The organism is Pseudoduganella sp. R-43 (assembly GCF_049913255.1).
In the GTDB taxonomy this organism is placed as follows: Bacteria; Pseudomonadota; Gammaproteobacteria; order Burkholderiales; family Burkholderiaceae_D; genus Rugamonas.
This window is the reverse complement of sequence record NZ_CP183988.1, coordinates 2,635,156-2,653,415: the sequence shown is the minus strand read 5'-3', so window position 1 is coordinate 2,653,415 and position 18,260 is coordinate 2,635,156. Positions and strand designations below refer to the sequence as shown.

At 64.5% G+C, this 18,260-nt stretch carries 20 protein-coding genes; 10 read left to right on the top strand and 10 right to left on the bottom strand.

The annotated features are described in order from the left end of the window. Positions 1-8 precede the first annotated feature (8 nt). The 5 genes from ACN9M3_RS12195 to ACN9M3_RS12175 all read right to left on the bottom strand — a co-directional run bounded on the left by ACN9M3_RS12195 (position 9) and on the right by ACN9M3_RS12175 (position 4,869). Positions 9-977: a PAS domain-containing sensor histidine kinase gene (locus ACN9M3_RS12195; protein WP_426322696.1), complete on the bottom strand. Its 969-nt coding sequence runs from the start codon at positions 975-977 to the stop codon at positions 9-11. A 69-nt stretch (positions 978-1,046) separates the two neighbouring features. Continuing rightward, positions 1,047-1,934 carry an esterase/lipase family protein gene (locus tag ACN9M3_RS12190; protein WP_426322694.1) on the bottom strand — a complete coding sequence of 296 codons (888 nt, stop codon included), beginning with the start codon at positions 1,932-1,934 and terminating at the stop codon, positions 1,047-1,049. Between the two features lie 3 nt (positions 1,935-1,937). Next, on the bottom strand, positions 1,938-3,545 hold the full coding sequence (locus ACN9M3_RS12185; protein WP_426322692.1) for a GMC family oxidoreductase N-terminal domain-containing protein: 1,608 nt from the start codon (positions 3,543-3,545) through the stop codon (positions 1,938-1,940). Next, positions 3,542-4,039, bottom strand: coding sequence for a hypothetical protein (locus ACN9M3_RS12180; protein ID WP_426322690.1), 498 nt, complete (start codon positions 4,037-4,039; stop codon positions 3,542-3,544). Before ACN9M3_RS12180 ends, ACN9M3_RS12185 begins: the two co-directional genes overlap by 4 nt. A gap of 68 nt (positions 4,040-4,107) precedes the next feature. After that, positions 4,108-4,869, bottom strand: coding sequence for an RNA methyltransferase (locus ACN9M3_RS12175; protein WP_426322688.1), 762 nt, complete (start codon positions 4,867-4,869; stop codon positions 4,108-4,110). A 151-nt stretch (positions 4,870-5,020) separates the two neighbouring features. On the opposite strand from ACN9M3_RS12175, the gene ACN9M3_RS12170 reads away from it, so the two are divergent. The 7 genes from ACN9M3_RS12170 (at position 5,021) to ACN9M3_RS12140 (ending at position 10,882) form a co-directional block, all read left to right on the top strand. Beyond that, positions 5,021-5,803, top strand: a complete 783-nt coding sequence (locus ACN9M3_RS12170; protein ID WP_426172179.1) for an inositol monophosphatase family protein — start codon at positions 5,021-5,023, stop codon at positions 5,801-5,803. A gap of 146 nt (positions 5,804-5,949) precedes the next feature. Next, a complete protein-coding gene (locus tag ACN9M3_RS12165; protein ID WP_426171028.1) occupies positions 5,950-7,371 on the top strand; it encodes a DEAD/DEAH box helicase in 1,422 nt (473 codons plus the stop codon). A gap of 29 nt (positions 7,372-7,400) precedes the next feature. Beyond that, positions 7,401-8,183: a 2-oxo-tetronate isomerase gene (gene otnI, locus ACN9M3_RS12160; RefSeq protein WP_426322686.1), complete on the top strand. Its 783-nt coding sequence runs from the start codon at positions 7,401-7,403 to the stop codon at positions 8,181-8,183. Positions 8,184-8,255: 72 nt separating this feature from the next. Next, positions 8,256-9,080 carry a hypothetical protein gene (locus tag ACN9M3_RS12155; RefSeq protein WP_426322684.1) on the top strand — a complete coding sequence of 275 codons (825 nt, stop codon included), beginning with the start codon at positions 8,256-8,258 and terminating at the stop codon, positions 9,078-9,080. Then, the gene (locus ACN9M3_RS12150; RefSeq protein ID WP_426171023.1) at positions 9,077-9,541 is read left to right on the top strand and encodes a hypothetical protein; all 465 of its coding nucleotides are present in this window, start codon (positions 9,077-9,079) and stop codon (positions 9,539-9,541) included. The genes ACN9M3_RS12155 and ACN9M3_RS12150 overlap by 4 nt, the downstream gene beginning before the upstream one ends. Positions 9,542-9,595: 54 nt before the next feature. Further along, positions 9,596-9,973 (top strand): TraR/DksA family transcriptional regulator, encoded by a 378-nt coding sequence (locus ACN9M3_RS12145; RefSeq protein WP_055934865.1) that lies wholly within the window; start codon positions 9,596-9,598, stop codon positions 9,971-9,973. Between the two features lie 9 nt (positions 9,974-9,982). After that, on the top strand, positions 9,983-10,882 hold the full coding sequence (locus ACN9M3_RS12140) for a universal stress protein (protein ID WP_426322681.1): 900 nt from the start codon (positions 9,983-9,985) through the stop codon (positions 10,880-10,882). A gap of 8 nt (positions 10,883-10,890) precedes the next feature. On the opposite strand, the gene ACN9M3_RS12135 is transcribed toward ACN9M3_RS12140, so the two are convergent. Continuing rightward, a complete protein-coding gene (locus tag ACN9M3_RS12135) occupies positions 10,891-11,250 on the bottom strand; it encodes a hypothetical protein (protein WP_426171020.1) in 360 nt (119 codons plus the stop codon). Between the two features lie 166 nt (positions 11,251-11,416). Further along, positions 11,417-11,947: a hypothetical protein gene (locus ACN9M3_RS12130; protein WP_426171018.1), complete on the bottom strand. Its 531-nt coding sequence runs from the start codon at positions 11,945-11,947 to the stop codon at positions 11,417-11,419. 124 nt (positions 11,948-12,071) lie between these two features. Here ACN9M3_RS12130 and ACN9M3_RS12125 point away from each other — a divergent pair, with 124 nt between their 5' ends. Together ACN9M3_RS12125 and ACN9M3_RS12120 are read left to right on the top strand one after the other, a co-directional pair. Then, positions 12,072-13,493 (top strand): ATP-binding protein, encoded by a 1,422-nt coding sequence (locus ACN9M3_RS12125; protein ID WP_426322678.1) that lies wholly within the window; start codon positions 12,072-12,074, stop codon positions 13,491-13,493. Further along, positions 13,490-14,752, top strand: coding sequence for an HD domain-containing phosphohydrolase (locus ACN9M3_RS12120; protein ID WP_426171014.1), 1,263 nt, complete (start codon positions 13,490-13,492; stop codon positions 14,750-14,752). Before ACN9M3_RS12125 ends, ACN9M3_RS12120 begins: the two co-directional genes overlap by 4 nt. Here the strand turns inward: ACN9M3_RS12120 and ACN9M3_RS12115 are convergent. The 3 genes from ACN9M3_RS12115 to ACN9M3_RS12105 all read right to left on the bottom strand — a co-directional run bounded on the left by ACN9M3_RS12115 (position 14,712) and on the right by ACN9M3_RS12105 (position 17,549). Further along, complete coding sequence (locus tag ACN9M3_RS12115; protein ID WP_426171013.1) at positions 14,712-15,905, bottom strand: ATP-binding protein; 1,194 nt, start codon at positions 15,903-15,905, stop codon at positions 14,712-14,714. The two genes, ACN9M3_RS12120 and ACN9M3_RS12115, sit on opposite strands and share 41 nt — an antisense overlap. Before the next feature lie 18 nt (positions 15,906-15,923). After that, positions 15,924-16,820 carry a zinc-dependent peptidase gene (locus tag ACN9M3_RS12110; protein ID WP_426322676.1) on the bottom strand — a complete coding sequence of 299 codons (897 nt, stop codon included), beginning with the start codon at positions 16,818-16,820 and terminating at the stop codon, positions 15,924-15,926. A gap of 93 nt (positions 16,821-16,913) precedes the next feature. After that, on the bottom strand, positions 16,914-17,549 hold the full coding sequence (locus ACN9M3_RS12105; RefSeq protein WP_229210060.1) for a winged helix-turn-helix domain-containing protein: 636 nt from the start codon (positions 17,547-17,549) through the stop codon (positions 16,914-16,916). Positions 17,550-17,781: 232 nt separating this feature from the next. Here ACN9M3_RS12105 and ACN9M3_RS12100 point away from each other — a divergent pair, with 232 nt between their 5' ends. After that, the gene (locus ACN9M3_RS12100; protein WP_426171010.1) at positions 17,782-18,030 is read left to right on the top strand and encodes a hypothetical protein; all 249 of its coding nucleotides are present in this window, start codon (positions 17,782-17,784) and stop codon (positions 18,028-18,030) included. The last annotated feature ends 230 nt before the right edge of the window (positions 18,031-18,260 follow it).

The window sequence follows — 18,260 nt, the reverse complement described above, 5'->3', positions numbered from 1 at the left end:
AGTATCCGCTATTCCAGCGGCAATGTGAGCACAAATATGCTGCCATTGCCAGGTTTGTCGAAATGCCGGACCGAGCCGTTCAACAGTGCCGCCAGTTTCTGGCTCAGGCGAATGCCCAGTTGTTGCATGATGTCTTCCGTGACGCCGGTACCGGTGTCGCTGACACTGACCTGCACCACGGGCTTGCCCCCGGCCACGCTGCGTTCCAGGGCGATACTGACTTCGCCACGTTCGGTAAATTTGATCGCGTTAGTCAACAGGTTGCCCAGGATTTGCTGCAAGGCGCGGCGGTCGGTGCGCAGCATCACGGCTTGCGCCGGCGCGCGGAAATGCAGCACCAGCCCTTTCTGCTTTGCCTGCGGGCGGAACGCCATCGCCAGCTCTTCGACAACGGCACGGCAGTTCAGCGGCTCGGCGTTCAACTCCACCTTGCCCGAGCCGATCTTGGCAAAGTCCAGCAGGTCGTTGATCAGGGCGAGCAGGTGGCGCGCGCTGGCTTGCACGGTACGCAGCTGCTTCTCCTGATCCGCATTCAAGGGACCCGGAAGCTGCATCAGCAACGTGCCTGTGAAACCGATGATGGCATTCAGCGGCGTGCGCAATTCATGCGACATGCTGCCCAGGAAGCGCTCCTTGGCCTGGCTGGCCTTTGCCAGTTCGCTGATATCACGTACGGAATGGACTTGCAGCCTGCTGGCGCCGGCGCCCAGCTGGCTGCTGCGCACGTCGGCCGCGAACCTGTCCCCGCCCTTGCGCGCCCCCCAGGCTTCCGGCCCCTTGGGCAGCACGGCTTCCAGGGCCATGCCGCGCATTTCCCCCGGCAGGTAGTCGAACAGGTCTTCCGCGCGGCAGTTGGCCAGCACGATGCGGCCAGATTCGTTGGCCACCACGATAGCATCCGGCATGGATTCGAGCAGGCTGCCAAAGCACTCTTCGGCCTCCAGGGTTTCTTCGAGCTTGCCGTAGTCTGTCGCCATCGTCCCGCTTTCTTATTGAAACCAACCAGGGTCAAAATTGCAGCGTTTCTTGCTTGGCCTCAAGACAGTCTAAGTGATACCCAAAATCTCCGCAAGAATGTGGCTTGCGATCGCTGGATGGCGGCCCATGCCGACATGGCCGATGCCATGCAGTGCGATATTGCGGGCGCCGGGCAGGTGGCAGGAATCCTGCGGCGCGATGATGTTGTCGTGCCAGGAGTAGATGGAGGTGAACAGGCCGCGCCGGTTGCGGTCGGCGGCATCCAGCTGCGCCAGCCATTCGGCATTGCGCTGCATCTGGCGCGCGTTGTGGCCCGGCCCAAGGTGCGCCAGGTCGGTGCCGTGGTGCGGCGTAGCCAGCGTGATGATGCGCGCCACATGCGCGGCGCCGAAGCGGCGCAGCCAGGCGCGCGCCACCAGCCCGCCCATGCTGTGCGCCACAATGATGACCTTCTCGCTGCCGCTGGCAGCCAGCAGCGCCTGCACGCCCTGCTCCAGCTGCACGGCAAAGTCTTCGATATCGCCGAACACCGGTTCCAGATCCACGGTGGCATGACTGTAGCCGCGCTCTTCCAGCTGCTCGGCCAGGTGGACCCAGAAGCCGCCGTTGGCGCCATAGCCGTGCACCAGCAGCACCGGCAAGCCGCGCGGCGTCCTTGCAATATGCATGCGCGGCTGGTGGCGCAACATATGCCAAGACGTCACGGCCATGGTGGACGCATACTCGTGAAAGAACAGTTGCAAGCGTTGCAGCAGGCCCAGGTGCGCCTCTTCCGGCAGCGGCCGCAGCGTCATGCGGAAATTGTTGGCCGTGATCGCCAGGCGTACCAATAGCACAACAATCACCGCCAGCAGCAGCGCCACATCGGCTGGCACCAGGCGCGATAACGCCCATGCGATGACGATCGCAACGGCCACTTGCGTGGCCATGATCATCAGCAGCATGCGTTTTACCATTGGTCAGGCCTTCCTTGCCAGGCGCTCGGCCAGGCCGCTTGCCAGCCGGGCCGCGACGCCATAGATCGACAGCTGCGGATTGGCGCCGATCGAGGTCGGGAACAGCGAGCCGTCGTGCACCGACAGGTTGCCGATGCCGCGATACAGCCCGTCCGGCGCCACGACGCCGGTGGCGGCATCGCCCGTCATCGCGCAACCGCCCATGACGTGGGCCGAGACGACGCGCGTCAGCAGCTTTTGCATCGGCAGCGCGGCAATGGCCTGGCGCGCCTCATCCCAGTTCTTGTAGGGCTGCCGCACCAGTTCGTGCACCGGGCCTACCCCGTCGGCGCCGGCGGCGAACTGGATTTCCGCCATGGTCAGCAAGGCGCGACGCGCACCTTCCCAGAAATAAGGCGTCAACGGATAGTCCAGGCGCGGCGAGCCGTCGCTGTGCAGCGTCACGCGGCCGCCGGCCGCTTCCGGATGGAAGCCGTCGCGCAGCAGCGCCAGCATGCCCTGCACGTTGGCAAAGCGCTTCATCAGGTTGGCATGGGACGGGCCGTAGCCTGCCAGCGTGGTCGCGCCCAGCACCGGATGCAGCGGCGCGACTTCCAGCTTGTAGCCCATGGGGCCGTCCAGCGCCTGGGTATGCAGGAAATGGTCGGAATAGACGGTCTGCGGCGCGCCGTTGAAGGCTTCCACCGCTTGCGGGTACAGCCCCATCGACACCACCACCGGATGCAGGAAGGTGCGCTGGCCAAGCAGCTGCTGCGGATCGGGCGCACCGGAGCGCAGCAGCAGCGCCGGCGAGTTGATGGCGCCGCCCGCGACCACGAAGTGGCGCGCCTTGAGCGTCAGGCGGCGGCCGGTCGGTTCCATGCCATCCGCAGTCAGCGCCGCGCACTCGAGCGAGGTGGCATGGCCGCCCGCCAGCGTGAAGCGCTCGGCGCGGGCACGCGTCAGCAGCACGGCGCCTTTTTCCAGCGCGGACGGAATGGTCGTCACCAGCATCGACTGCTTGGCATTGGTCGGGCAGCCCATGCCGCAATAGCCCAGGTTCCAGCAGCCGTTGACGTTGCGCCGGATCAGGGCGGTCTTGATGCCCAGCTTGTCGGCGCCGGTGCGCAGCAAGTCATTGTTGGCGTTCGGCGGGGTCGGCCAGTCGCTGATGTGCAGGCGCTCTTCCATTTTCTGGAACCAGGGCGCCATGCCTTCCACGCTATAGTCGCGCAGGCCATATTTCGACTGCCACCAGCCCAGCGTGTCGGCCGGCGTGCGGAAGCTGGATGTCCAGTTGACCACCGTGGTGCCGCCGACGGTGCGGCCCTGCAGGATGTTGATCGCCTTGTCGGCGGTCTTGCGGGCGGCGGAATCCTGGTAAAGGGAAGGATAGGCATCGGCCTCGCGCATCTTGAAATCCTTCGACGACTTCAGCGCGCCCTCTTCCACCATCAGCACTTTCAGGCCGGCTTGCGCCAGGATTTCCGCAGTCACGCCGCCGCCCGCGCCCGTGCCGACCACGACCACGTCGGCGTCGAAGCTGCGGTCCTGCTGCAAGGTGGAGGCATCGATGACTTGCCAGCCGGCGGCGATGCCGGCCTGGATCGGATCTGGAATCGGGCTGCTCATGCGCTCAACTCCTTCATCGGGCCGGAATAGGCGATGGCCGCCCAGGTCGAAGATTCGGCATACCAGGCGCCGAGCACCAGGTCATGCAAGCCATGGTAGGCCGTCTGCAGCATCTCGGTGCGATGGGTGCGCCACCCCTCCAGGAAGGCCGCCACCTGCTCGGGGCTTGCCTCCGGCCAGGCCGGCACGCCAGCCAGCAGGCGGCGCGTGGGCGCAATGTTCAGCAAGCCGAACAGGTCACTGATTTCCTTCTGCACGCGCAGCGGCAGCCCATTGATGGCCGCGCCGACGCGGTCGATTGCCGCCTGCAGCGCTGCCGCGTCGGGCGCGACGCCGGTAATGGCTGGAATCAGCGCCGCCAGCATGGTGCGGCCCTCGGCATCGAGCGCAAAACGCTCGGCCACGGCCGGACGGAGTTGCCGGTACACGGCCCCGCCGGCGACCAGCGCCAGGCCGCCCAGCAGCCCAGCCTTCAAGAATGATCTGCGTTGCATCTAGTCCCCTCTTAATAGTTATAGGGGGATTCTAAGGACGCCGCCGCGCCCCGGCTAGAGAAAGACCTCTAATCCTTGCGGCTGCGCACCTGCATCTGGCGCGCAATGCCGCGCAGGATGTTGACTTCTTCCGTTTCCAGCCCGGCGCGCGCAAACATGCGCTTCAGGCGGGGCATCAGCTTGCGCGGATTGTTAGCGTCGAGAAAGCCGACCTCGACCAGCGCCTGCTCCAGGTGCTCGTACATGCCGTCGATCTGGGCCGCGCTGGCCGCTTCGCCGTGGAAACCGACCGGGCTGGCCGCATGCCGCCCGTCAAGCGCCGCCATGCGGCATTCATACACCAGGACCTGGGCCGCCTGCGCCAGGTTGAGCGAGGAATAGTCGGGATTGGCCGGGATATTCACCAGCACATTGCAAGGTTCGACAATCTCATTCGGCAGGCCAAAGCGCTCATTGCCGAAGATCAGGGCCGCGTTCAGCTCCGCCCCGGCCGCCAGCTGGCCGGCAAATTCACGCGGCGTCACCACCGGCGGCGAAAACTCGCGCAGCCGCGCCGACACGGCCGCCGTGAAGTTGATCCCTTCCAGCGCTTCGGCCATGCTGCCCACCACCCGCGCCGACGACAGGATATCCTGCGCGCCGGAGGCAAAGGCCACCGCTTCCTCATGCTCGCAGGCCCCTTCGAAGCGCGGATTGACCAGCACCAGGTCGGAAAAACCCATGGTTTTCATGGCGCGCGCCACCGATCCGATATTGCCGGGGCGGCTGGTTTCCACCAGGACGACCCGGAGGCGGTGGAAGGCGGAGGATGCGATTTCGGTCTGCTTCATTTACAATAGCGGGATTCTGCGTTGGGCCGCATTTTACTCTGCCCGCACAACGCGCCGCTCTTTTTCAATCTTGTCATCATTTCCGCTGCCGGATGCGCGAAGCGTTTCCGTGGGCGGCAATGTCTATTTTACGGAAGCTAGTATGCACCCAATGCTGAATACGGCCATCAAGGCCGCGCGCCGTGGCGCCGCTGTGATCAACCGCGCATCCTTCGACCTGGACCGCGTGAACGTAACTGAAAAACAACACAATGACTTCGTCACTGATGTTGACCAGGCCGCCGAACAGGCCATCATCGAAGTGCTGCTGAAAGCCTATCCCGACCACGCCATCTTCGCCGAAGAATCCGGCGTGACCGGCACCGTCAATGACGAGAGCGAATACGTGTGGATCATCGATCCACTGGACGGCACCACCAACTTCATGCACGGCTTCCCACAGTACTGCATCTCTATCGCCCTGCAGCAAAAAGGCGTCGTGACCCAGGCCGTGGTCTACGACCCGGTACACAACGACCTGTTCACCGCCACCAAAGGCGCCGGCGCCTACCTCAACGAAAAGCGCATCCGCGTCAACAAGCTCGACCGCATCAGCGGCGCCCTGCTCGCTTCCGGTTACAAGCCAGGCAGCCCGGCTGCCATCGCTGAATTCGCCAAGATGTTCACCATCATGGCCGAGCGCTCGCACGGCATCCGCCGCGCCGGCTCCGCCGCCCTGGACCTGGCCTACGTCGCTTGCGGCCGCCTGGATGGCTACTACGAAAAGAACCTCAAGCCATGGGACATCGCGGCCGGCGCCCTGCTGGTGACCGAAGCGGGCGGCATCGCCGGCGAGTTCAACGGCGAATCGAACTATATGAACACCGGCCACATCATCGCGGCCTCGCCAAAGGTGTTCGGCCAGATGGTTGGCCTGCTGGCAGAATTTGCATAAAAACAAGCCCAAAACCGCCACAAACGAGGCCCTGCGGGGCCTCTTTTGTTATTGCCGTGCGTCAATGAATCGGACTTGCTGCTATACTCCGCACAGGGCCGACGTTTCCGTATGGCAATAATTTCCACATAATTTATATAATAACTATGAACTTTTCCGATCTCGGCTTGTCCGATGCCATTCTGCGCGCGGTCGCCGAAACCGGCTATACAGCCCCAACCCCGATCCAGGGCCAGGCCATTCCTGCCGTACTGAATGGCGGCGACCTGCTGGCAGGCGCCCAGACCGGTACCGGCAAAACTGCCGGCTTCACGCTGCCCGTTCTACACCGCCTGTCCACCGACGCCTTCGGCAGCAAGCTGGTCAACAATACTTCGCCGCGCCCGATCCGCGCCCTGATCCTAACCCCGACCCGCGAACTGGCGGCCCAGGTGGAAGAAAGCGTCAAGACTTACGGTAAATACACCAAGCTGAATTCGGCCGTGATTTTCGGCGGCGTCAGCATCAACCCGCAGATCAAGCTGCTCAAGCACGGCGTCGACATCCTGGTGGCCACGCCAGGCCGCCTGCTGGACCACATGGGCCAGGGCACCGTCAACCTCGACAAGATCGAGATCCTGATCCTGGACGAAGCCGACCGCATGCTGGACATGGGCTTCATCCGCGATATCCGCAAAGTGCTGGCCGCCCTGCCGCCGAAGCGCCAGAACCTGCTGTTCTCGGCCACCTTCTCCGACGAGATCAAGGCCCTGGCCGACGGCCTGCTGGACAACCCGAAAACCATCGAAGTGGCGCGCCGCAATTCGACGGTGGAAATCATCTCGCAGAAGATCCACCCGGTCGACCGCGACAAGAAGCACCCGATGCTGTCGCACCTGATCCGCACCCACGCCTGGACCCAGGTACTGGTCTTCACCCGCACCAAGCACGGCGCCAACAAGCTGGTCGAGCAACTGGGCAAGGACGGCGTGAAAGCCATGGCGATCCACGGCAACAAGAGCCAGACCGCGCGTACCCGCGCGCTGGCCGAGTTCAAGGATGGCACGCTGCAATGCCTGGTCGCCACCGATATCGCTGCGCGCGGCATCGACATCGACCAGTTGCCGCACGTGGTCAACTATGACCTGCCGAACGTGCCGGAAGATTATGTGCACCGCATCGGCCGCACCGGCCGCGCCGGCGCCAAGGGCGAAGCAGTGTCCCTGGTGTGCGTGGACGAACACGTCATGCTGCGCGATATCGAACGCCTGATCAAGGTCACGCTGCCGCGCGAAATCATCCCGGGCTTCGAGCCGGACCCGAACGCCAAGGCCCAGCCGATCCAGCTGCGCAGCGGTGTCGGCCGCCATACGAATCGCCCCCCACGCCCTGGCGGCAACGGCAATGGCGGAAACGGCGGCGGCAACCGCAGCCAGAATGGCCAGGGCAAGCCACGCGTGGCTGCCAGCGGCAACGGCGGCGCCCCGCGCGCAGCAGCCCCGGCCGGCATCCGCCGCGACGCCCGTCCAGGCGGCAGCCCAAGCGGCTCGCGCCCATCCAACGCCCCGCGCAACCGCCCTCCACGCTGAACCAGGCCAGGCCCGCTATAATCGCGGGCATGCCACAGTTCGCTGCCAACCTGTCCATGCTGTTCACCGAAGCGCCCTTCATCGAGCGCTTCGGGCTGGCGCATGCGGCAGGCTTCAAGGGCGTGGAATTCCTTTTCCCCTACGCCTTCGATTCCGACGACATCAAGGAACGCTTGCAGCGCCACCAGCTGCAACTGGTGCTGCACAACCTGCCGCCCGGCGACTGGCAAGCGGGCGAGCGCGGCATGGCTTGTGATCCGCGCCGCTTCGAGGAATTCCAGGATAGCGTCGGCCTCGCCCTGGAATACGCGAGGGAGCTGGACACGCCGCGCGTGCATTGCATGGCCGGTATCCTGCCCGGCGGCCTGGCGCCGGAACGTGCACGCGAGGCGTATATCCGCGCCTTGCAATACGCCGCCGACCAGTTCGCGCCCCATGGCATTGAGGTGCTGATCGAGCCGATCAACCATTTCGACATTCCCGGCTATTTCCTGAACCACAGCCGCCAGGCGCTCGAGATCCTGGCCGACGCCGCGCGCCCCAACCTGTTCCTGCAGTACGACATTTACCACATGCAGCGCATGGAGGGCGAGCTGGCCAACACCATCCGCGCCTGCCTGCCCCATATCCGCCACATGCAACTGGCCGACACGCCGGGCCGCCATGAACCGGGCACGGGCGAGATCAACTATCCTTTCCTGTTCCGCCTGCTCGACGAGCTCGGCTACCGGGGCTGGATCGGCTGCGAGTACCTGCCTGGCGCGCGCACCGAAGACAGCCTGGCCTGGGCCACGCCCTACCTGCGCGCCTGACCTTTGCGCTGGCGCAAACGCGCCCGCTGCGCCGAGGTGCAAGATGGTCTCTGCCGCCCGAGGAGACCCGCCATGAAACGTTACCTGTGCATCCTGTTGTGCCTGCTACTGGCCGCCTGCGCCAGCAATCCGCGCCTGCGGGAGGTGCGCGCCCTTGCCGACGACGCGCCCAAGCTGGCCGGATTCAACGACCTGAGCCAACGCTTCCGCGATACCTTCCAGCGCGAGCAGCCCTACCTCAGCGCCGCAGCCGTCCAGCGCGAGGAAGCGATCGACCGCAAGCGCCACGACGCCTATCCCGATTTCATCGCCCTGCACAGCGCCGCCACCACCTACCTGCGTGCCCTGGGCGCCCTGGCCAGCGGCGACACCTTCCATTACGGCGACCAGGTCAAGCAAATGTCGCAAAGCATCAAGGCCTGGCCCGATACCGGCCTGAGCGACCGCCATGTCAACGCCTATGCCGGCCTGGTGCGCCTGCTGCTGCGCAGCGCCACGGCACGCGAACAGGACCAGGCCGTGCAAGCCATGCTGCGCGAAGGGTACGAGCCGCTGCAAGGCACGCTTGACGCCATGCACACCCTGCTGCGTTACTTCAACAAGAACCACGACAACGAGCAGCGCATCGTGCTCGGCATGCTGGCGGTGGAAATTCCCTATGCCGACGCGCCGCGCGACCGCCTGCTGGCCGCCCTGGCCCGCGCGCACCAGCAGGAAAAGTTGAAGGAGTACCGCCTGCTCGGCCTGCGCCACACGCTGGCGGCGCAAAACATCGATGCCATCCGCGAACGCCACGCCGCCCTGTACCGCGGCCTCGACCCGCTGCCGGCGACCGACACCGCCGGCAGCGCATCGTCCGCCATCCCGCCTGCCACCGCCCAAGGAGCCCAGCCATGAGCCTGACCGCCGCCCTGCCGCACGACCTGGAAACGCTGGCCGACAGCCTGTCCGCCAGCGCCGACGAACTGCACGAGCGCATCATGCGCGGCATCCGCCAGCAGCAACGGCTGGAGGGCAACAACGGCAAGGGCGCAGGCGCGCCGCTGACGCACGGCGCGGCCCAGGCCCTGTTCGAAAACGAAGTGGCGCTGCGCCAGCAGGCCAACAGCCTGTACGTCGATGCCGCCAGCCATTCGCTGGAAGGCATGGGCGTCACCCTGCCCGAACTGCTGCGGCTGGCCAGCGAAGCACGCGAAACCATCCGCCGCATCGAGCGCGTCAAGGAACTGGCCGGCATCAGCGCCGACTTGCTGGCCGTGGCGGCAGCGATTGCCGCGGCCCGGCCCGAACACCTGGCAGCGCCGCTGGAGAGCCTGAAAAAACAGCTGGCCGCACGCCATGCACGCGAGAGTGCGTAATTAACGCAGCAGGCATACAATGGTCTTCCGAACAATGAATTCGTGGAGACCGCCATGGGCCTGTCGCCGGATCAGCTTGCATCATTGCAAGCCGCGCTGGAGCAACGCAAGCTAGCACTTTTGCAGCAGCTTGCCGGCCGCATGGACGGCGAGCTGGCGCGCGTCCCGGCGGTGGAGGAAATCGAAACCTCGCCGGCAGACAGCGCCAGCAATCGCACCCTCAACCAGCTCGAACTGGAAGCCGACGAACACAAGCAGGCACAGCTCAGCAGTATCCGCCACGCCCTGGCCAAGATCGACGAAGGCAGCTACGGCTTGTGCGACAATTGCGGCAATGAGATCCCCTTCTCGCGCCTGAATGCGCGGCCCGAAGCACCGCTGTGCATCGCGTGCCAGACGCGGCTGGAGAAAGCGACGGCGGCCCTGCGCTGAGAAAAAGCCATGGCCTACAAAACTATCCTGGTGCACGTCGATGAAGCGCCCCATAGCGCAGCGCGCATCCTGCTGGCCGGCGAACTGGCGCTGCAGGAAGGCGCCCACGTCATCGGCGTCGCCACCACCGGCATTTCGCGCTTCCTGTACCAGAACGAAACGGTGGACGACAACGATCCCAATCTGGCACGCCACCTCGACATCCTGCGCGAGCGGGCCAGCCATGCGCTGGCCGACTTCGCGCCGCGCCTGCAGGCGCTGGGCGTGCAATCGTTCGAACAGCGCATCCTCGACGATGAACCGGCTGCCGGCCTGAGCCTGATGGCGCGCCATGCCGACCTGGTGATCGTCGGCCAGCTCGCGCCGAACGGGCGCGGTCCCGACGTGCCGGCCGAAGTGCTGGCCGGCAGCGGCAAGCCGGTGCTGGTCATGCCCTTTGCCGCCCGCACCTCGTCTGCCATTGCCGTCAGCAGCGATGGCGTGGCCAGCCCGGGCGGCCCGGCGCCGGCGCGCCACATCCTGGTCGGCTGGAATGCCAGCCGCGAAGCCGGGCGCGCACTGCAGGATGCGCTGCCCCTGCTGCGCCGCGCCGACAGCGTGACGGTGGCGATTGTCGATGCCGAGGCGCGTCCCGGCGTCTTCGGCGATCCGCCCGGCACCGACGTGCTGGCCTGGCTGGAGCGGCATGGCGTGATGGCGAAACTGGTGCTGGCCCAGAGCGAACGCCTGGGCCTGCTGAAGCGCCCCGGCAACGTGGGCGAACAGCTGCTGGCCCTGGCCGGCGAGCGCGATTGCGACTTACTGGTGATGGGGGCGTACGGCCATTCGCGCTTCCGCGAAACGCTGCTGGGCGGCGTCACGCGCAGCGTGCTCGACGCGATGACGCTGCCGCTGCTGATGTCGCATTGAGCGCGCCATCATCCCTCGGAGAGCCAGGCCTGGCTGCGAATCTTGGCGACCTGGCGCAGCGCCAGCCACTTCCAGATTTGCAATGCATCTTCCTGCTTGCAGCTCATATGGCGCGGCGTGGCGAGCGCAATTTCGCAATCGCGGTCCGACCACTCCTCGTAGCGTACGGCGCCGTCCTGGCCGACTTCGACCTGGTACATCAGGCCGTCGTCATAGCCGAACTTCAGGGTGGCGCTGCCGGGAATGCCATCGGGGCCGTGGATCTTGCCGCCGTACACATCCGACAGTGCCGCCACCAGTTGGGCTTCGGTCGGCGCCGAAATATCGCGGCGATCCGGCCGCGAAAGGACTACCCATGCCTGTGTCATTGGCCCTCTCCCCCTCAGAACAAAGCGATAGCTCTTGTGGCAGATGATGTACTGGACGGCACGCCGTGGTCATGATCCACGTCTAGTTCGCTGCTTTTATTGTAGCAACTATCATACCGAAAATTACTTTTCGCACAGGGGGCGTTTGCATTCCGCAACAGGGCGCTCAAACAAATTGTGGGACTGACAAGGGATCAAAATCCTTCCAGTCGCCGTTCTCGATAATGCCTTGGGCGCGCTCGATTTTTTCCGCGCCCTGCTGGCGCATCAGCTCGATCGCCCGCGCCTCTTGCCCGCCGTCGACTGCCACGGCAACCATCATGCCGGAGCGGCGTGGCGGCGGCCCCGATTCGTTCTTCTCCTTCAGTTCGGAAAAGCTGTACAGCGAGCCCACGTGGGCGCCGACCAGGCCGCCCAGCACCGGGCCCAGCGGCCCGGTCAAGGGAATGGTGGCCGCCCCTGCCGCGGCGCCGATGGCCGCGCCGGTCACTTCGCCCTTGGCCACCGCCTCCGGGGTTTGCTGCGCGCCCGGCGACTCGGGGCGGTCGCCGCCGGTCGGAATCACATTGTGCTGCCCGGGCGGGTTGTTGAAGAAGGTCGATACGCTGCCGGCAGCGAAACCGGCAGCCTTGAACGCTTCGCATACCTCGAGCGCGGTTTCCTGCAACTGGAAATGTCCTGCAATGATGGTGGCCATGGCGGTTCCTCCCAAAAGCCCTAGCCTGCCTAAGCCTGGCCTTTATGACTGTTAGCTATCGCACGCGCACCTTTTCTATTTCCCGCCGTATAATCAGACCGTCCACACCAGATGCCACTTTGACATGAGCAGCTTCCACGTCGAAAGGTCTGTCGAACGCGCCCTGTCCGAATTGCTGGACGGTCACCCCGTTGCGACCTTCGTCATCGATACCGACCACGTCATCACCCACTGGAACAAGGCCTGCGAACACCTGCTGGGCTGGGGCACGCACGAAATGGTGGGCACCCGCCAGCACTGGCAAGCTTTCTATACCAAGCCGCGCCCCCTGCTGGCCGACCTGATCGTCGATAACATCGATCCGGCCACCGACCGCAATTTCCGCGACAAATACAAGCCGTCTTCGCTGATCGACGGCGCCTACGAGGAAGAGGACTTCTTCCCCAACCTCGGCGCGGCCGGGCATTGGCTGCAATCGACGGCAGCGCCGCTGCGCGGGCATGACGGCAAGCTGGTCGGCGCAATCCAGAGCCTGCGCGACGTGACCGAGCGGCGCGTGGCGGAAAACGCCCTGCGCCGCGCGCACGACAACCTGGAGCAGACCGTGCGCCAGCGCACCGCCCAATTGGCCGAAGACATCCGCCAGCGCCAGAGCGCCGAAGAGGAGCTGCGGCGCCGCAATATCGAACTGACCGAGCTCAATGAAACCCTGAGCCGCACCCAGCAGCAGCTGGTGCAGTCCGACAAGCTGGCCTCCATTGGCCAGCTGGCGGCCGGGGTGGCGCACGAAATCAATAATCCGATCGGCTACATCTTTTCCAATTTCGGCACCCTGCAAAGCTACCTGGACAACCTGTTCTCCATGCTCGACGCCTATCAGGAAGCCGAGGCGGCGATCGTGGATCCGGCCGTCGCGGCCCGGCTGCGCGCCATGCGCGACCAGGTGGAGCTGGGCTTCCTGCGCACCGATATCCCGACCCTGATGCAGGAATCGAAGGAAGGCATCGTGCGCGTGCGCCATATCGTGCAAGACCTGAAGGACTTCTCGCGCGTCGACAGCCAGCAGGAATGGGTCTGGGCCGACCTGCGCCAGGGCATCGACTCCACCCTCAACATCGTCAGCAACGAAATCAAGTACAAGGCCGACGTGGTGCGCGAATACGCCGAAATCCCCGACATCGAATGCCTGCCGCTGCAAATCAACCAGGTAGTGATGAACCTGCTGGTCAACGCCGCCCACGCCATCGGCTCCATGCGCGGCCGCATCGAGATCCGCACCGGCTGCGACGGCGATCACGTCTGGTTCAGCGTCTCCGACAACGGCGCCGGCATCGCGCCGGAAAACCTGGGCCGCATCTTCGACCCCTTCTTCACCACCAAGGAAGTCGGCAAGGGAACCGGCCTGGGCTTGTCCCTGTCCTACGGCATCGTGCAAAAGCACCACGGCCGGATCGAGGTCGATTCTGCCCTCGGCCAGGGCACCACTTTCCGCGTCACCCTACCCAAGAAGCGACCTCCCAACGAGCAGAAGGAAGCCACCCCATGATGACCATCCTGTGTGTCGACGACGAGCCGAACATCCTCTCTTCCCTGCGCCGCCTGTTCCGCGGCAAAGGCTACGAGGTGCTGACGGCCATCAGCGGCGCGCAGGGGCTCGAGCTGCTGGCGCAGCAGCCGGTCGACCTGGTGATCTCGGACATGCGCATGCCGGAAATGGACGGCGCGCGTTTCCTGGCCCAGGTGCGCGAGCGCTGGCCCAATACCGTGCGCCTGCTGCTGACCGGTTATTCCGACGTGCAGTCGATCCAGGACGCCATCAACTGCGGCGAGATCTACCGCTACATCACCAAGCCCTGGGACGACAACGACATCCTGCTGATCGTGCGCCACGCGCTGGAACGCCACCAGCTCGAGCTGGAAAAGCAGCGCCTGGAAGCGTTGACCCTGAAGCAGAACGAGGAACTGAAGTCGCTCAACGCCGGCCTGGAGCAAAAGGTCGAGGAACGTACGCGCCAGCTCAAGGCCAACTTCCTGACCACTATCAAGATCCTGTCGAGCATCGCCGAAGCGCGCGGCACCGGCCAGACCGGCCAGACGCGCCAGGTGGCCGACCTGGCGCGCAAGATGGCGACCCAGCTCAAGCTCGACATGAACGAGGTGCAGGATATCTTCATCGCCGCCCTGCTGCACGACCTTGGCCGCATCGGCTTTTCCGACGAGATGCTGCGCACCCCGATGACCATGCTGCACGGCGCCGACCTGGCGCTGTTCCGCAAGCATCCTGTTTCCGGCGCGCAGTTGCTGATGCCGCTGACCGACATGGCCGGCGTCGCCGCCATCGTGCGGCACCAGATGGAGCGCTTCGACGGCCAGGGCTTCCCGGACCGGCTGGCGGGCTTTGCGATCCCGATCGGCTCGCGCATCCTGACGCTGGCGATCGATTACTTCAACCTGCAGCAAGGCGCCCTGGTGCAGCGCCACCTGAAGCCGGAAGAAGCCAAGTCGCTGGTGATGGATGGCAGCGGCAAGCGCTATGACCCGCAAGTGGTGCAAGCCTTCCGCCAGGTGGTCGACGGCGGCGTGCGCGGCGTGGCGGAAAGCACCGACGTCGAATTGCTGTCGGGCGAACTGGTGCCCGGCATGGTGCTCGCGCGTGACGTCGTCAGCCGCGATGGCCTGATGCTGCTGGCCTCCGACCACGTGCTCAATGAGCGCATGATCCAGCAGTTGCAGGACTTCGAGAAAAAGAGCGGCCACCGCCTGCCTATCTGGGTTCAGCGGAGCGCAGTGGCAGGACCACGGTAAATGCCGAGCCTTTGCCGGGCTCGGAGATCACGTTGATGCGGCCGCCGTGCTTGTTGACGGCGCCGTAAGCCAGGTAGAGCCCCAGCCCGGTGCCGCTGCCCACCGGCTTGGTGGTGAAGAAGGGATCGAAAATACGGCCCAGATTCTCGGGCGGGATGCCGACGCCGTTGTCCTGGATCCGCACATGCACGGCCTCGCGGTCGGCGCTGGTGACGATGCGGATGATGCCTTCGCCGGGGATGGCCTGGATGGCATTCATGAGGATGTTGCGGAATACCTGGTTCAACTGGCCCGGCAAGCCGCGCACCAGCGGCAGCTTGCCATAATGCCTGTCCACCTTGGCCTTGAAGCGCAGCTCATTGGCCAGCGCATGGAGCGTGCTCTCCAGACCCTCATGCAGGTCGGTCTGCTGCCACTGGCTGTCGCCGGCTTCCGAGAAGTCTTTCAGCGCCTGCACGATGTCGCGCACGCGGCGCAGGCCATCCATCGACTCGCGCAGCAAGGCTTCCGTATCTTCCTTCATGAACTCGAAATCGGCCGCGCTGCGCTGCTCCGCCGTGGTGCTGTGCTCGACCAGTTCGAACAGGGTGTCGGCATAGCTTTTCAGGGTGCCGATATTGGAGGTGACAAAACCGACCGGGTTATTGATTTCGTGCGCCACGCCCGCCGCCAGCTGGCCGATCGAGGCCATGTTCTGGGCCTGCACCAGGGTCTCTTCCATTTGCTTGCGGTCGGTAATGTCCGTCAGCGAGCCAATCACCTCCAGCGGCGCGCCCTGCTCGTCGCGAATCAGGCGCAACTGGTCATGCATCCACAGGTAGCGGCCATCGGCGGTACGGAAACGGTATTCGTAGGCCTTCTCGCCTTCGGTAAAGATCTGCGCCAGGCTGGAGAAGATGTTCGGCGCATCGTCGGGGTGGATATGGTCGAACCAGAAATTGGGGTCGGCCACCATGTCTTCCGGCCGGTAGCCCAGCACGTTGAGCGCGTTGGCGCTGACGAAGGTCATCTTGAAGTCGCCGCTTGGCACGGTGCTGTAGATGATGGCCGGGGTATTGTCGACCAGGTATTTCAGGCGCTGCAGCGGATCGGCCGGTTCGCTGGCGCGGGCCGGCGCTTCGCTGGTGATGAAATCGAAGTCTTCGAATTCCATGGGCGCCTTTGAGTCTCCTTACCAGTCGGCCCAGGCGAACGACCGCACAGGCATTGGCATCGACAGGAAGGCCGGTTCGGGCGCTGGCGGCGGCGGTGCGGCCAACCAGTTGCGCGGATCGACCCGGTAATACTTTTGCAGCTCGCCATACAAGGCGGCATGGCGCTCGGCCAGTTGCCACGGCCGCGTGAAGAAGGTTTCCGTCGCCACGGCAAAGAACTCGGCAGGACTGGTCGCACCGTAATGGTCCAGCACGCTATCCTGCCGGCCCAGCCAGGCAGCATGGCGCAAGTTGGCGTAGTCGCGCGACAGCACTTCCGACCAGCTGCGATAGCTGTCCGGGCTGCCAAGATAGGGGGCGCCGTTATTGCTGCCCGATTCGCTGTCGAGCTGGTGGGCGAACTCATGCAGCACGACGTTGTTTCCGCCCTGCCAATCCAGCGTGCCGCGCGCGACATCGTCCCAGGACAGCACGATGCGGCCATCGCTCCAGGATTCACCCAGCATCTGCCGGCGCGCCGGCGTGATCACGCCGCCCGCCCCCACTTCGTCGCGGTTGGCGACAAAGGCGCCCGGATAGACCAGGATGGTGTGCAAGGCGCTGTAGACCTTGCTCGGCTTGTTCAGCAACAGCAGGCAAGCCTGGGCGGCGATGGTGATGCGCATCTCATCGCTCACCTCGAGGCCGGCGCAACCGACGAATTTTTTCTGGTGCAGGAATTGCACCACCATGCGCTGCAACTGGCGCTGCAAGTCCGGCGCCAGTTGGCGGTAGAAAGGCATGCTGCGCTCGAGCATAGCCTGCTCGGCGGCTGCCAGCGGCCGGGCCAGCGCCCGCCGCAAGGTCCAGCGTGGATACACGATCGGCGCCGCGATGCCCAGCGCCGTCAAGATAAGCAAAACCCAAGCGTCCATGATGCCGTCCATAACAGAACTCGTTCCGCCACAGATGGGGCTGGTCAATGGCATTTCAACATGCCATTGATGGAAGCTTATCACTGTTCCGGCTTAAGGCATGGCCTTTTGCAGGGAGCTCGGGGCGCCAAACAGCGCTGCCACCAAGGGGTCGCGCTGGACCGGGCCGCGGTTGACGCGGATGGCGTAATGGGTGTCATCTGCCAGGATATGGAAGTGACGGCCATTTCCGGCCATGCTCTGTTCGCGCAGGCTGGGGCGCTCCTTGCGCGGCGGCGCGCCTTCGCGCTTGGGCTGGGCGATCGCGGCCAGGAAGGCTTGCACGCGTTCGGCATCCGGGGTCAGCTGGTAGACAGCCTTGCCCAGGTAGGTCGCCGTGCCTTCGATATAACGGGCCAGTTCGATCACGCCGGCTTCGCGCAGGTCGCGGATATATTTACGGGCGCCGGATGGGGAAAATTTCAGGAACCAGGCGATTTCGTCAGCCAGCATTTCGTGGTTTTGTAATTCCGCCACCAGTTTCTGCATATTTTCGATGCGGCGCAGGGTCGCCGAGGTGGATCGGACGCGCTCGATCGGGGCCAGCGACAGGGCTTTGCGCTCCGTCACGGGACCGGGACGCTCGACAAGCGCCAGGCGTGGACGGGACGGCACAGCCGGCAACGGTGCCGGCAGCTCTGCGGTAGCTTCGATTTCGAGGCCATGGGACGATTCTCTGATTGCGTGCATTTGAACACTCCTTGTAGATGCCAGGGTGGATTCGCAGGCTCCAGAGTGCCTTGCCTGCGACTCATCGGTCTGTGCGGCAACGAACATACAAACGAACAAACATTGGTTATTTGCCAATCTCTGCTGCGTCAGGAGCTTGGACCTTGATTTCCTGTGTGTGTTCCCGAACAGAGGCGCAACCCGACAGCGGCCTATGCTGGAGCCGGCATCAACCAACCAGAGAGGAACGACCATGAAATATCCAGTCCTGCTCGCAGCCCTGGCCCTGGTGGGCCTGACCGCCTGCGAAAAGACCGTCACCAATAATCCGCCGCCCACGGTGGAACCGGCGCCGCCGCCAGCGGTCGTGCCGGGTCCGCCGGGGCCGGAAGGCCCGAAAGGCGAACCTGGCACCCCTGGTCCGCAAGGCGAGCCAGGCAAGGCCGGCGACACCGTCATCGTGCAGCCGCAGACGCCGCCGCCTGAGCCTGAAAAGAAATAGTCAGTCTGTCAACCGACCGCCACCTATCCCCGTTTAGGTGGCGGCCTGACGAAATTTCAATAGTGAATTATGGTATATGTTGTATAAATGCCACGTGATTGCTATACTTCAAGCCAAATGTGCGCCAACGCACGGATACTGACGGTTAACGCCGCCTAAACTGAACCCACAGCAATGTATCACCGCTGGGAAAGGGAGTCGCGCAACTTTTTTTTGCGACTTTGCTACTC